Here is a 13,869-nt window from a genome sequence, read left to right as displayed (position 1 = left end):
TTATTGATTGAAAGCTTCGGTAAGCACGGGAACAATTTGCGATTTACGGGATACAACGCCCTTGAGCAGCGCTTTATTATCCGAAAGCGACACATTGTAGGCTCTTTCAACCGCCTTGGCATCCTTGCCAAGCGCGAGCGCAATCGAGTCGTTATTCAGAATGTCTGTAACAACGAACACGAACAGATCCAGGTTTTTCTTAGCGATAATCCCTTGAATGGCCTCTTCAAGCTCTGCTTGACGGGACAGAACGTCGTTTGTGTCAACCGCATTCACTTGGGCGATTTCAACCTTCGCTGCGCCCATGCTGAATTCCTTCGCGTCAAGGGAAATAAGCTGCTCGATCGTTTTGTCGCTCAGATCGGCACCGGCCTTCAGCATGTCGAGTCCGTAGCTTTCCGCATCGACGCCTGCAATCTCCGCGAGCTCGCGGGCAGCAGCAACATCTTCCTCTGTGCAGGTTGGAGATTTGAACAGCAACGAATCGGATATAATGGCGGACAGCATCAGCCCTGCGATTTCCTTACGGACTGCAATGCCCTTCTCTTTGTAGATCTTGTTCAGGATCGTAGCGGTGCAGCCGACAGGCTCAGCGCGGTAGTACAGCGGCTGGCTTGTCTCAAAATTGGCGATCCGATGATGGTCGATAACTTCAACCACCCGAACTTGTTCGATGTCGCTAGCGCTTTGCTGGCGTTCATTATGATCGACAAGAATGACGTCCTGAGCCTCATTCGCAACGGTCTCTACCAGACGCGGTGCTTCGACGTTGAAGTATTTCAACGCATAAGCGGTCTCTCCGTTCACTTCGCCGAGACGTACCGGTTCAGCGTCGAGTCCGAGCTGTTTCTTCAAATCGGCATAAGCGATTGCCGAGCAAATCGTATCCGTATCCGGATTTTTGTGTCCAAAGATCAATGTTTTAGCCATAGGTTATTCCCCTTTCACATCCTAGATTAACCGTTTAAATCCATAAACAGATGTCACCTATCTGATTATAGCGTTAAATGCTCCTTATTCCAATGACTTTACAGAGAATTTTTGAATGGTCCCTTTTACACCAAGACAATCTCAGGCTCTGGAATAAAACCGAACCGTTGATGAATCGCCTCTGTAATGACATTCATCAAATATAATATATCCGTCGCTTTGGCATGATTCTGATTCAGGATCATATTGCCGTGATGCGGGGAAATGATCGCCCCGCCGTATTCCGTCCCCTTCAAATTCAGCTGATCCACCAAGGAGCCGATGGCAACTCCATAATCATAGTTATTTTTAAATACGGAGCCGCAGGAAGGGTAATCGAAATGCCGTTTACTTGTCCGGTACTTGATAATGTCGAGCATCGACTGCGGGGTCGGTATGCCTCTTCCCGCGAGCGCATGAACCTCGCCAAGGAAGAAGGAGAAGAACGACGGCAACGAGGATGGGTGACTTCCTCTCGTCTTCCACTCCTGCAACAGCAGCGCGGTAGAGCTGATCTGCTCCTCGGAGCTGACCGGCGTGTTCAGATCTGCCCCGATAATAATCCATGGATGGTGCTGGAATATCGACTGTTTGTAAGCGAATTGGCATTCCGAAGCCGGGATTGAACGGACGCTGAGCCCCGGATCCATCGTGTCGATATAATAAACCGTATCAAGAATGTCGCATACTTGGCTGGCATTATACTTAGCGTTCATATAGATGCCTGCCCCGACGCAGCCCGGCAGCAGGAACGTAAAGTCCAGCGAATCGCCCCCGCCAATCAAGCCCATAAGCGACAAGAGCGACATCGGCGTTCCAGACGCCACATACCATTTGTCATCCCTGACCGCCAGCTCGACAAGCCGCTTCAAGGAAATATACACCATGTCCTTATTCGGTTCGTCCGGAAACAGGATGTTGGAGCCCATGCCGAATATATACCACGGCATTCCGAGCCGCTTGCAATCCTGCAGCAGCTCCGCAAGATCTGCTGAAGTCTCCGGCATAGCCAAATAATTCGCCAAGCCGCCGACCCCGTAAGTTGAATAATCGGATAACGGAACATGGCGCTTGCACAATCGATCAATTGCAGATTTATGTAAAGTCATCTTAGACACTCCCTATCATTTCACTTTCACACAGCGGATAATCGCCTGCCTGTGGGGATGCTACATAATTATGATGCAACTCGTCGGTTGGTGTCAATCGGAGGGGTCACAAGCATGAGTCCATAAAAAAACCCTTGACTGCAGCGCGCGCACTGCAATCAAGGGGTGTTGATCCACTTCGTGAACGAAACGATCGATTACTCCAGGAAATCCTTGAGACGCTTGCTGCGGCTCGGATGACGAAGCTTACGGAGCGCCTTCGCTTCAATCTGTCGAATCCGCTCGCGCGTAACGCCGAATACCTGACCGACCTCTTCAAGCGTTCGGGTCCGCCCGTCCTCTAGTCCGAAGCGAAGCCGAAGCACGTTCTCTTCACGATCCGTCAAGGTATCGAGCACTTCCTCAAGCTGCTCCTTAAGCAGCTCGAAGGCGGCAGCGTCAGCTGGCGCCAGCGCATCCTGATCCTCGATGAAATCCCCCAGGTTCGAATCGCTCTCCTCGCCAACCGGCGTCTCGAGCGATACAGGCTCCTGTGAAACTTTGAGGATCTCCCGGACCTTCTCCGGCGTAATATCCATCTCCTTGGCAATTTCCTCCGGCGTCGGTTCCCGCCCAAGCTCTTGCAGAAGCTGTCTGGATACACGGACGAGCTTATTGATCGTCTCTACCATGTGAACCGGAATTCGAATCGTTCTCGCTTGGTCGGCAATCGAGCGGGTAATCGCCTGCCGGATCCACCATGTCGCATAGGTGCTGAACTTGAAGCCTTTGGAGTAGTCAAACTTCTCCACCGCTTTGATCAATCCCATATTGCCTTCCTGTATCAGATCAAGGAACTGCATGCCCCGACCTGCATAACGTCTGGCAATGCTGACGACTAGACGAAGATTGGCTTCCGCCAGACGTCGCTTCGCATCCTCATCGCCTTCCTCGATACGCTTGGACAGCTCCACTTCCTCATCGGCTGAGAGGAGGGGAACACGGCCGATTTCCTTCAGGTACATGCGAACCGGATCGCTAATCTTGATGCCTGGCGGAAGGGAGAGGTCATCATGAACTGCAAAATCCTCCGCGGGAGAATTAGCCGCTTTTTCCGCATCCACTACCTCACGATCCAATGCAAAATCCGCACTCTGACGGTTCTCCATTCTATGCCCCCCTGTTGACAATCCTATAATTTTGTGCTAATCTATCATTAGGTCATTATGACATCTACCCAATAATTATTTATCCTTCATTCTATCATATTACGCCTATTTTTTCAACTTCTAATATATTCTAGTTCCAGCACGGCAATCTCTTTTGAAGAGGTTGCCTTTTTTGATTGAAATACGTACCGGGAGATCCAAAGGGGCATTCTTTGCTCAATCCCGGGAATGCCTGTTGTAGTATATGTTCACGGATGTTCTTCAAGTACATAAGGATGGCGAGAACGGGCCAAGACCGGATCATTACGAAATCAGTCACCCTGTCCTGCCTTGGCTCGACGATGAAGGAGAAAAGGCTTACTTTATCTCCTTCAGCACTGCCCTCGTATCCTCATTTAACCGTTCGATGTCCGGCATGTCCGCCGGCTCGTCGTTCAATTGGTACCGCTGCTTGAGCGCCAGGGTTGCCAGCACGCGTTCATCCAGCACCTCCCCGGAAATCACGCCCGATTCCACGGCCTCCGTGATGGCTTGAATGACAGCCTCCTCCTGTGCATAATCGTGTCCGATCATGACGATATTGGTTCCGGCCAAGATCGACTTTACCGCGGCCTCGCCGGCATCGATATTCTTCGTAATGGCACCCATTGTCATGTCGTCCGTTATGACGACACCATCAAAGCCCAGCTCTTGCCTTAACAGATCCGTGATGACCGCCTTAGAATAGGAGGACGGCGTTGTCTCATCAATCGCCGTCATAAGCAGATGCCCGACCATCACAACGTCTGCGCCTTGCTCGATCGCTTTACGGAACGGCGCAATCTCCAGTTCATGCAGCCGCTTTATATCATGAGTTACGACAGGAAGCCCAAGATGGGAATCGACTGAGGTATCGCCATGGCCCGGGAAGTGCTTCACGACCGGCACGACGCCCGCTTCCTGAATCCCTTTCATGGAAGCAATGCCCTGCCTGCCCACCTCTTCTGCCGTCTCACCGAAGGAACGGTCCCCGATCACCGGGTTGTCCGGGTTGCTGTTCACATCGAGCACCGGCGCATAGACCATGTTTATACCGATCGAGCCTACTTTCTGCCCGATAAGCTCGCCGACCTGACGGGTGACGTCGGGGTCATTCCCGCTCCCCACCTTTCCGCTTGACGGCAGCTTGACATATTCCTCCGGGAAGCGGGTGACCCGCCCTCCTTCCTCATCAATGCTCAGCCATAGCGGCACCGGATTATACGCATTCGACTTTTTCAGCTCGTTAAGCAGCGTCACGGCTTGGCTGGTGCTAGCGATATTATCCTTAAAGAAAATAAACCCGCCAACGTGGTAGGAATCTAGCATCTTGCGGGCGACGTCGTCCATGCGCGTACCCTCGATCCCGACCATGACAAGCTGGCCAATCTTCTCTTTGTCTGTCATTTTGGAGAGCTGTGCGGCTGCGGCAGCCATTGCAGGGTCTGAAGCTGCCCCGTTTCCCTTGGACGGATCCCCTTCCTCTTCAGAATCCGAAGCCCCCGTGTTACTTGCGGGCCCACCCTGCTCCTCGTGTTCAGCAGGCGGCTTGGCGGCGTCGCCTTCCTGCTGCTGTCCATTCCCGGATGCCGAATCCGCAGATCCGCTTCCCGGCATATTGGTTCCTGCTCCGCCTTGACAAGCCGGCAGCATCAAGATCATGACCAGAATGATCGCCCATATCCCTGCTTGCTTATGTTTCATTAACTGCTTCATCTTCTTAGAGCCACCACCCTTTTTATTAACCTTGCTACGTATTTATTCGGCCCCGAAACTTCAATTTCCTTTTTCCTAACCGATCAGGTTCAGCTGCCTGGCCTGTTCCTCCGTCAAGATGAATTGTTCCGTGTCGGCGATTTTGTCGTCCTCATTTAGACCGAACATCAGCATAACGTCATCCCATATTTTCCGTTCCATCGCTTCGGCTTGCGTAATGATAATCTTCACAATGGGTCACTCCTTCCTGTTTCGCTCATTGATCTTCTTCTTCACATCCGGCTCAAACTTGGCCTATTACCTATACAACCTGTTCCACGGATTCGAATCTCTCGGCCCTCCAAAGCCATTACCCACCCTAGTATGGATGCATGCTCGGCGTACGGATTCGAACCGCTGACAGCTTCCTGCAGGCGGTATCGCTCTTTCCATGTCGGAGGAGATCCGCCATATGCCCACTTTCGCATGAACAGCAGCAACAAGCTGCGGCCGTGAACCAGGAAAGAGCCTGCAGTTAACTTCTGCAGGCTCTACCAATAATATGTCAATGATTATGCAGGATAATGCCGAATCCAGGACATCGCGATCGTTCCTTCGCCGGCATGAACGCCGACGACCGGGATGAACGTCATGACTTCCGTCTTCACGCTCGGATGCGCGCCGCTGATTTCCTTCCGAAGCTCCTCCGCTTCCTCCTCGTTGTTCGCATGCATAATGCAGACCTTTTTAATCATTTGAATCTCATGCTTCAACGTCTCCAGCATTCGCTGTCTAGCCTTCTTGAACGTGCGGATCTTATCCTCCACAATCACTTTGCCCTCTTCGAACCGAAGCAACAGATGGATCCGGAGCAGATTGCTCAGAAGCAGCTGCGTCCCGGATACTCTGCCGCTGCTGTGCAGCCGGTGAAGACTGGCGGGGATCAGATAGAAAGACATATTATGGACCAAGGCCTGGATTTTCTCCTTGATCATCTGTACGGTATCGCCCTGCTTGTGCCACTCAATGCCGGATTGTATCATCTCGCGGAGCGGAAAGGCTCCTGCTCTCGAATCTATTCCTACCACGGGTACCTCAGCTATTTCGGCAGCCTGGATCGACGAATGCAATGTCCCGCTCAGCTCGGACGAGCAATGGATCGCAATGACATCATCATATTTTCCCTTCAGGGATTCGTATAACTCGATGAATTCCCCGATCGGAGGCTGTGAGCTGCTGACTTTGGGTTCATCCTTCATTTTCTCGTAAAAGGCTTCAGCCGTCACATCAATGCCTTCCCGATACGTTTCTTGTCCAAGAATCAATCGCAAGGGCACAATATAGATATGATGGTCCCGGGCGAACGCGGGATCGATCGTGCTTGTGCTGTCGGTAACCCATGCTATGGATCTCATTATGTTGTTCACGTCTCGCTTTCGTATTTATGAAATAGTTATGGAAGCGATTTAAGCCGCTGAACCCATCATATCTCACCATAGCTGCGCATGCAAATGGAAGGAATATCTCCACTGTATTCGTATTTTTGCAAAATCGACATTCGCGGTTTTGCAGGATTGTCGTGGAATGGTCCCTATTCTTATCCGTTATTTTTAGGCGGCGGGTTGTATCCTTTTTCGCCAAACGGCTCAAGCTTCCGAATCCAATGCTCTTCCCGCTTATTCACCGCGTCCTTCATATCGAAGAAGACGCCCGGCTTAGGCTCGATCTGCTCCAAAATTTCAAATTCAAACGCATCCTCGCCAAATTCGTTCCACTCCTGCTGCAGCGTTTTGTTATAGCTGGTTCCCATCTGCAGTTCAAAGCGCTTGCCGTTCATCGTTTTCAAGTTCGGCGTGCCCGCGACAAACACCTTTCCATTCACCTTGTTCCGGATTTGGTAGACACCGGCGATGATCTTGATTTCCTTGTACATCTGCGTCAATTCCGCTCTACGGTTCATTGTTACCTTGCCTCCTCTTGTATTACTGCACTGCCTCTAACAACCCGGGCTCTAAGCTTCCCGATGCTACAGCCTTAGACCATAAGTACAAGCTGGCTGTTCGGCTCTTGATTGTTCCTGTTAACTGCCCACCAACGTGACCAGCTATGTCGTCAGCCAATATTCACTGCCATCATCCTTCCGGTCGATAAAGCCGTATTCGACCAAATAACGACGAATCGTAACGTAATCGGGATTATCGCGGCCGATCAAATCATTAACCTCCGTCTCAGTGTATACCCTGCCGGGCTCAAAGCGAGTCGCGATTTCCCGAAGCACGACATACTTCTGCTTCTCCCTAAGCTTGAAGGTCTTCAGCGGGCCTTGAGTTCCGTGCGGAAACACCTTTGCCAAAATCGCCTGCCGCTCCTCCTCCGTTACGTTATAGCGTTCATCGACCATTCGGGCTTGCTTCGGAATTTCCACGATCGCCGGCGCATGATTATCCTTCTCTTTAAGCAGCTCCATCATGGTCAACAGCACCTTCGACTGGCGTTCCTTCTCCTTCAGCGCAAACCGGTGATTTCGGATCGTGGACGCGCTGCCGATCCCCATCTCCTGCTGGACTTCCTTATCGCTCTTCCCTTGATAAAACAGCTGCAGCAGCCGGTTTTGATGCTCAGTCAGCCCTGTCAATTTTTTATCCAAGCCCGACAAATATTGAAATACCGAGCCATGCTCACGCTGAATGTGAACCTTCATGTATCGTTCAGCTTCATACAGCTTGTCATGATCGGGGTAAATGATCCCCTTCTCGACGGATTTACCGCATAACAGGCACATGAAGCCTGCCTCGTCCTCAACATAGCCCCGCTTCAATTCATCGACCGACGCATTCCAAAATCGTTCCGTATGATCCAATTCAACCACCACTTTTCATATATTGAGCATCATGTTAATCATATATTGATTATATAGACATTTTGTTATTATGTCTATTATTTCAACGAAATACAATGGATCAGCCTATATTGCCAGATCGGAGGATTTATACTTACCTTTGCCCCATTTCGCTCTATTAAAAAATATTCGGAAAATAAAACCTGCTGTCGTCAAAATTGAAAAAGCCCCGTTACCGGGGCTTCATTGCACGACCACTAGGACTTCATTGATACACTTTACAGCCAAGCTTATGATCTACTTGCTTCTACTTCCTCATACCAAGCTTGAACGTCCCGGCTTAGCCGCTCCACGATCTCAGGGTGAAGATCCGCCAGATTGGAGCGCTCCCCGGGATCCTTCGACAGATCGGACAGATGAACCTTATCCGGCACCAGGCGCTCGAAATCAAGCTTCCCGTTCAGCACCAGCTTCCAATCGCCTTCCCGAACGGCCAGTTGGCCTTGGTACTCCCAGAACAATTGCTTATGCGGCGACGGCTCGCCCATTAGCAGCATTTCCTTCAGGCTGCTTCCATCCAGCTCTGCGCCTTCAAGCGGTCTTGTCGCTGGATCGACGCCAGCCAGATCCAGAAAGGTCGGTACGATGTCCATCATAACTCCAACCTCATCGCGTACTTGTCCGCCTTCCAATCCGTTCGGCCAGCTCAGTATGGCAGGTTCACGGATTCCGCCCTCGAACAGGCTTGCTTTATGTCCCCGAAAGATTCCCGCGGTCCCGCCGTAATACACGTCTTCCGTTCCGTCGAGCCAGTTCCGGCTCTCGGAGGACGGTCCGTTATCGCTGGAGAAGAAGATGACCGTATTCTCGTAACAACCGGCAGCCTTCAGGGCCTTCACGATCTCCCCCACGCCGTCATCCACCGCGGCAATCATGGCAGCCATGACCTGCCGATCCCAAGGCAAATGAGCAAACCGGTCCATGTATTCCTTCGGGGCATGCATCGGATAGTGCGGCGCATTGTACGATACGAACAAAAAGAACGGATCCTCCTGCTCTCGAGATCGCTTGATGAAATCAACCGAACGTTCCGTGATCAATTCTGTCATATACCGGCCGTTCTCCCAAACCTCCGTTTCGTTTTCCCATAGATCATGCAGAGGATTGACGCCATGGCCTTGGCCCCAGTAAAAAATATGCGAGTAAAAATCGATGCAGCCCGCCTTAAATCCGAAAAACTCATCAAACCCATGCGCGTTCGGACTGGTTTCCTCGGATACGCCAAGATGCCATTTTCCATACAATGCCGTTCGATACCCCGCGGGCTTGAGCGCCTTCGCCAGTGTCACTTCGGTGGAGGGAAGTCCATCCAATCCGCGCTTTGCCCCCAGGATTTCGCCTACTCCCGCTCGGGCCGGATATTTGCCTGTCAATAAAGAGGCTCTTGACGGAGAGCAGACCGGAGAGTTGGAATACCAATTCGTAAAACGAATGCCTTCACCCGCCAAACTATCCAGATTTGGGGTTGTCACAGTATCGGATCCATAACATCCAAGGTCCCCATAACCTAGATCATCACAATAAATAACGATAAAATTCGGTTGTTTCATGTCTCCATTCACCTCTACCATGCATGACTTGTACCTCATCATCGTAACCTTTGGCAGGACTGCGCGGAATGCTCAATTCTTGCAATCGTTATACAATATGTTGCATAGTTTGAAATAACAAAAGAAATGGCTGAGGCATAGCCGGCAGGAGGAACCATGACATTTAATAACCTTCACTCATCCAGAGAAGAATACTTTAACAACCCGGCTTCATTTGAAACTCAATTGGGTTTATGGATATACAAATCCGGTTCTCAACCCTTTTTCACTGAAAAAGTCGGTCCCCGGTCCGTCGAGTTCTATAGTATACATTTCGTTGCCAGCGGCAAGGTAAGATTCGGTTGGGACGGCAGCAGCGTCTCCCTCTCGGAAGGGGATCTGTTCTGCCTCTTCCCCGGTTCGGTCTATACGTACGTCAAGGATTGCGACCAGCCGTCTACCACGATCACCTGGACGGCTTTTATGGGCGAGCAAATGCCATCCATATTGAAGCATGTCGAGTTATGCGCGGAGCGGCCCTATCGTCAACATGTATTCGGGGACAACGCCTTGGCTGTCATCAAGGAGATTCAACGATTGCTCCGGCAGCCCCAGCTGGACCATAGCCTTCAGCTGATGTCGCTGGGCTTCCAATTGATCCACAGCATCGATCCGAACCGGCACCGGAACCCAGCCTCTTCTTCGGCTGCGTCCGACTGGCTTGAATCCATCCCCGGGTATATGCAGCTTCATTGCACGGAGAATTTGTCCGTGGAACAGCTCGCAGCTTGGGCCGGCGTTCATCGCAGTCATTTCACCCGAGCGTTTACCCGCAGGTACGGCATCTCCCCGTCCCGCTACATGCAGCAGTTGATCATGGAAAAAGCAACCCGCCTGTTATCCGCCGAGGGCACCAGCATTACGCATACCGCCTTATCCCTGGGGTATTCGGATTTGTTTACCTTCTCCCGTGCTTTCACACGGTATTTCGGAATAACCCCGAGTGCTTTCATGAAGACACAACGCCTTTTAACTCCAGCACGAGAAGAGCATCCTTGATTTACGGCGATTCATCTGGATGATATCGAGATCCGCCCGGATACTATTGCGATCCATCTGGATATCCCTGGGATATATCTGGATGCCATCGGGATTCATCTGATGTTGTTTTAGCCTCCAGGCGGCCCGGATGGATTTTCGACTCTGCCTTCCGTCAGCAGCGCCCTGAGCGGCTTCGCTTTTTCCATAATATGGGCACTGTTTTCTGACTCTCCTACAATCTCTTCTTCCTCCTATGAAGCGAACCTGCTAAAATATAGAGGTTGCTGCTGTCAAAATTAGGGGGTATCATCATGGGAATTATACAACGGTCAGCAAATGAGCTGCGAACCTGGCCGCGTAATATTAAGCTTTTTTTCCTTGCCAATGTGCTGTACCAGTTCGGTACAGGCATGTTCAGCGTGCTCTACAATCTGTACATACAAAGCCTCGGCTATAATGATTCCATGAACGGTACCGTAGTCAGCGTTCAATCCCTGGCTACCGCGCTGATGTTTATCCCGATCGGCTTGATCGGAGACCGCACCAGCCGCAAACGGATCCTGGTGCTCGGCGCTTTGCTCAGCGGTGCAGGATTGATCGCCCGCTCCCTCTTTGAAAGCGAATTCAGCTTAATGGGTCTGGCGATATACACCGGATTGTTCGCTTCGTTCTTCCAGGTGCTCGCCATTCCTTTTCTGGCGGAAAACACGCCGAAGCAGGCGCGCATGCGCATCTTCAGCATTCACGCCTCCCTAGTGCTCGCTTCCCAGGTGCTTGGCAGCATGGGAGGGGGATTCCTGGCCGATGCCCTGCAGGCGCTGGGCATGAACAAAGTCGGCAGCTTGAAGTTCGCACTGCTCATCGGGGGCGTTGCCACCTTCGCTGCCTTCGTTCCGCTACTATTTACAACCGACAAGCGGGAATCACTCGAACCGCAGGAACCGCAGCCTGTCCATCCCGACCAGGAAACGGTACCGAAGCAGCAGCCGTCCTTCACGAAAGACAAGCCTTCACTGCAGCCTGCAGCGGCCGGTCCCGGTAAGACATCACACCGCGAAGATTATAGAATCATCGGCCAATTCGCCTTGGCCCAGCTGCTGATCGGGCTGGGCTCGGGCCTCGTCGTGCCGTATCTGAATCTGTATTTCACGAATCGGTTCTCGGTATCGCTCTCGGCGGTCGGCATTCTGATCTCCCTGGGACAAGTGATGACGATCGTATCCATGCTGATCGGGCCTACGCTGGTTAACCGGGTCGGCGCCGTTCGGGCCGTCGTCTATTTCCAGGTCATGTCCCTGCCTTTCCTGGTGCTGACCGGCTTTACCAACATCCTGATCGTGGCGTCCATCGGATTCCTGTTCCGTCAAGCACTGATGAACGCGGCCAACCCGATCCAATCCTCCATTCTGATCGACCGGGTACCGGACGACAAACGCGGAATCGCAAATTCCGTGACCCAGACGGCGTTCATGATGGGCTGGGCGACGATGGGCCCGGTGCAGTCCGCTTTGGTTACCACCTACGGCAGCTATTGGGGTTATGCGATCACCTTTTGCATCACCGGCACGCTTTACGTCTTCTCGTCGTTTCTGTATTACCGCATGTTCCGGGAGCCTAAGCGTAAGAAGGTGCCTGAATCCGCCGCGTCTACGCTCTAGCTTCTTCGCGCAGCGGCTTGACATGCGAAGGAACGCCGCTGCCCCGCGTCGATATGAATCGGGCCTGAAAGCTTCCGCGATAGCGGAAAACAGGCCCGAACAGCGGGTTAAACACATCCACCCGAATCCGGTAGGTTTGATGCCGGTCATCATACCATTCGCACACATCGGCCGTTCCCGTGAGTCCCGCCGGAAAGCGAAACCCAAGCCACCCCTCGTAGAACCGCTGCTCGCCTGAGCGAATACATATTCCGCCATTGCCGCTGACCGACACTTCAAGGTCTACCGCTAAATGCTGCTTGCTTCCCAGATAATCCACAATGCCGTTTCGCTCTTGGCTGTAAATCATCGTCGCGTCAAATCTTCTAATGCCCGATGGAAATTGAAAGCTTCTGCACCAAGTCACCGTCTCTCGTCCGTAACGATCCAAATAGGCGTAGTTCTCAATCCGAAACGGGATATGGAGTCCCCGTTCAGGGAACATAATGTGGCGCACCGTTCCGATGTAGAGCGGGAGCTTTGCCCAGCGCGCATACCAAATCTCATCCATAGTCCCTTCGCCGATCGAGGCCACCATATCCTTGCTGCCGAACCCGAACCTCTCCTGGATTTTGGGATGAAGCTTCCGAAATTCCCGGCCTAGCGCCTTCTCATAAATGGATATCATGGGCTCTCTCCTCCTTCTGCCGCACCTTGCTTGTCCTTGGAGTGCCCGGCTCCCGCAAGCATCGGGAATCACTTGGCAAATCTGTCGAAGACCAGGAGGCAAGCAGACATAGAACGAGCATCGTGCCGCTCAGAAGCAGCGGATTGAACGGTGCTTTAAGCCAGGCAGGCTCCGGGATGAGCGCTCCCAGCATCAGTCCCGCCAGCAGGACGGACTCGAGCCTGTACCACCATCGGCTCTTATGAAATGTAAGGCTGATCAAGCCAATACATATCTCAAAAACGCCCAGCATTCCAAGGATTGCGCGTTCCTGACCGCTCCACCAGCCGATGTGCTGCAGCATCTCCAGCTCCCCGCCCTCCGGGAACAGCAGCTTCGGCACCAATCCTTCGTAGATCCACAGCAGTGCCAGCGTCAATACGCTGCAAGCATGGATCCATGTTTGCCGGATCGACACGGCAGGCGGAATGCTCCTCTCCAGCCACAGCCGCAGCACGTCAAAGCTCCAGGCTGCAGCCTTCCCGAACATCGGACGAAACACCAGCCGGTCAAACCAAGCGCCGATCAGGCCAAATCGTGTCTTGTAATCGTATTGGGTCGAGAAGGTTATGACCCCTCTCCCTCCATCCCGGTATCGCCAGTATCCGCTGCCTTCGCGGATCAAAGATATGTTCTGATCAGAGCCAAAACGCAGCACTGACATCCGATCCCCGTCTTCCCGTCGCGAAAACGCATGGGTCACCCCAATTCCGGTGATCGTAAGACCGAATCCGATTCGGGTCTTATATAGAAACCGCTGATGCTTGGAATCGCCTTTAGGCAAGTAATGGATGCTCGAGAACCGCACGTCCCACTGCTGATGCAGCTCCGGACGCTGCGTATGCTTCCACAGCGTATCGAGATCCGACTCGATATCAATCTCCACATAGATCGGCTTTCTCTTCATGCTCAGACTCCTCCATACCAGCTTCATTACCGGCGTAACAGCATTTTCGTTCACCGGGTATTCATGCATTCAGCATACAGCCGAATCCACTTTCCCGTTAGTTCCGACTTTCATAGAACCACAACCAAAAAAGGTACTACGTTTCGTAGTACCCCCCACAATAAATACGCTATGTTTTTGGCTCAAAACC

General features: G+C 52.1%; 12 protein-coding genes and 1 pseudogene. 2 read left to right on the top strand and 11 right to left on the bottom strand.

Annotated elements, in window-relative coordinates:
• The 9 genes and pseudogenes from NST44_RS17445 to NST44_RS17405 form a co-directional block, all read right to left on the bottom strand.
• Nucleotides 1-930: a manganese-dependent inorganic pyrophosphatase gene (locus NST44_RS17445; RefSeq protein WP_028406260.1), complete on the bottom strand. Its 930-nt coding sequence runs from the start codon at nucleotides 928-930 to the stop codon at nucleotides 1-3.
• Between the two features lie 125 nt (nucleotides 931-1,055).
• Complete coding sequence (locus tag NST44_RS17440; protein WP_210095064.1) at nucleotides 1,056-2,078, bottom strand: UDP-N-acetylmuramate dehydrogenase; 1,023 nt, start codon at nucleotides 2,076-2,078, stop codon at nucleotides 1,056-1,058.
• Between the two features lie 197 nt (nucleotides 2,079-2,275).
• A pseudogene (gene rpoD, locus NST44_RS17435) lies at nucleotides 2,276-3,214 on the bottom strand (RNA polymerase sigma factor RpoD); the annotation flags it as partial.
• Nucleotides 3,215-3,583: 369 nt separating this feature from the next.
• Entirely contained in the window at nucleotides 3,584-4,948 is a 1,365-nt protein-coding gene (nagZ, locus tag NST44_RS17430) for a beta-N-acetylhexosaminidase (RefSeq protein WP_340900234.1), read from the bottom strand.
• An 87-nt stretch (nucleotides 4,949-5,035) separates the two neighbouring features.
• A complete protein-coding gene (locus NST44_RS17425) occupies nucleotides 5,036-5,191 on the bottom strand; it encodes a hypothetical protein (RefSeq protein ID WP_186311147.1) in 156 nt (51 codons plus the stop codon).
• 320 nt (nucleotides 5,192-5,511) lie between these two features.
• Entirely contained in the window at nucleotides 5,512-6,354 is an 843-nt protein-coding gene (locus NST44_RS17420) for a DegV family protein (RefSeq protein WP_007128544.1), read from the bottom strand.
• Between the two features lie 182 nt (nucleotides 6,355-6,536).
• A complete protein-coding gene (locus tag NST44_RS17415) occupies nucleotides 6,537-6,899 on the bottom strand; it encodes a GIY-YIG nuclease family protein (protein WP_007128545.1) in 363 nt (120 codons plus the stop codon).
• A gap of 144 nt (nucleotides 6,900-7,043) precedes the next feature.
• The gene (locus NST44_RS17410; RefSeq protein ID WP_007128546.1) at nucleotides 7,044-7,799 is read right to left on the bottom strand and encodes a DUF2087 domain-containing protein; all 756 of its coding nucleotides are present in this window, start codon (nucleotides 7,797-7,799) and stop codon (nucleotides 7,044-7,046) included.
• A 269-nt stretch (nucleotides 7,800-8,068) separates the two neighbouring features.
• Nucleotides 8,069-9,388, bottom strand: a complete 1,320-nt coding sequence (locus tag NST44_RS17405) for a sulfatase-like hydrolase/transferase (protein ID WP_340900232.1) — start codon at nucleotides 9,386-9,388, stop codon at nucleotides 8,069-8,071.
• A 156-nt stretch (nucleotides 9,389-9,544) separates the two neighbouring features.
• Here NST44_RS17405 and NST44_RS17400 point away from each other — a divergent pair, with 156 nt between their 5' ends.
• Both NST44_RS17400 and NST44_RS17395 read left to right on the top strand, forming a co-directional pair.
• Nucleotides 9,545-10,426, top strand: a complete 882-nt coding sequence (locus NST44_RS17400) for an AraC family transcriptional regulator (RefSeq protein ID WP_340900231.1) — start codon at nucleotides 9,545-9,547, stop codon at nucleotides 10,424-10,426.
• A gap of 293 nt (nucleotides 10,427-10,719) precedes the next feature.
• On the top strand, nucleotides 10,720-12,066 hold the full coding sequence (locus NST44_RS17395) for an MFS transporter (RefSeq protein ID WP_144869262.1): 1,347 nt from the start codon (nucleotides 10,720-10,722) through the stop codon (nucleotides 12,064-12,066).
• Here NST44_RS17395 and NST44_RS17390 read toward each other — a convergent pair.
• Nucleotides 12,056-12,733, bottom strand: coding sequence for a DUF4166 domain-containing protein (locus tag NST44_RS17390; RefSeq protein WP_210095072.1), 678 nt, complete (start codon nucleotides 12,731-12,733; stop codon nucleotides 12,056-12,058). The genes NST44_RS17395 and NST44_RS17390 overlap by 11 nt on opposite strands.
• Nucleotides 12,717-13,679, bottom strand: a complete 963-nt coding sequence (locus NST44_RS17385; protein WP_210095073.1) for a DoxX-like family protein — start codon at nucleotides 13,677-13,679, stop codon at nucleotides 12,717-12,719. The genes NST44_RS17390 and NST44_RS17385 overlap by 17 nt, the downstream gene beginning before the upstream one ends.
• Between the last annotated feature and the right edge of the window lie 190 nt (nucleotides 13,680-13,869).

The organism is Paenibacillus sp. FSL W8-0919 (assembly GCF_038003785.1).
Classification (GTDB): Bacteria; Bacillota; Bacilli; order Paenibacillales; family Paenibacillaceae; genus Paenibacillus_AQ; species Paenibacillus_AQ lactis.
Note: the sequence above shows the minus strand (reverse complement) of the source record. Positions and strands in the feature narration are given on the sequence as shown.

What these genes read in the sequence shown, in the direction of transcription:
- NST44_RS17445 (WP_028406260.1), bottom strand. Translation starts at nt 930, where the DNA reads ATGGCTAAAACATTGATCTTTGGACACAAAAATCCGGATACGGATACG.
- NST44_RS17440 (WP_210095064.1), bottom strand. Translation starts at nt 2,078, where the DNA reads ATGACTTTACATAAATCTGCAATTGATCGATTGTGCAAGCGCCATGTT.
- nagZ (WP_340900234.1), bottom strand. Translation starts at nt 4,948, where the DNA reads ATGAAACATAAGCAAGCAGGGATATGGGCGATCATTCTGGTCATGATC.
- NST44_RS17420 (WP_007128544.1), bottom strand. Translation starts at nt 6,354, where the DNA reads ATGAGATCCATAGCATGGGTTACCGACAGCACAAGCACGATCGATCCC.
- NST44_RS17415 (WP_007128545.1), bottom strand. Translation starts at nt 6,899, where the DNA reads ATGAACCGTAGAGCGGAATTGACGCAGATGTACAAGGAAATCAAGATC.
- NST44_RS17405 (WP_340900232.1), bottom strand. Translation starts at nt 9,388, where the DNA reads ATGAAACAACCGAATTTTATCGTTATTTATTGTGATGATCTAGGTTAT.
- NST44_RS17400 (WP_340900231.1), top strand. Translation starts at nt 9,545, where the DNA reads ATGACATTTAATAACCTTCACTCATCCAGAGAAGAATACTTTAACAAC.
- NST44_RS17395 (WP_144869262.1), top strand. Translation starts at nt 10,720, where the DNA reads ATGGGAATTATACAACGGTCAGCAAATGAGCTGCGAACCTGGCCGCGT.
- NST44_RS17390 (WP_210095072.1), bottom strand. Translation starts at nt 12,733, where the DNA reads ATGATATCCATTTATGAGAAGGCGCTAGGCCGGGAATTTCGGAAGCTT.
- NST44_RS17385 (WP_210095073.1), bottom strand. Translation starts at nt 13,679, where the DNA reads ATGAAGAGAAAGCCGATCTATGTGGAGATTGATATCGAGTCGGATCTC.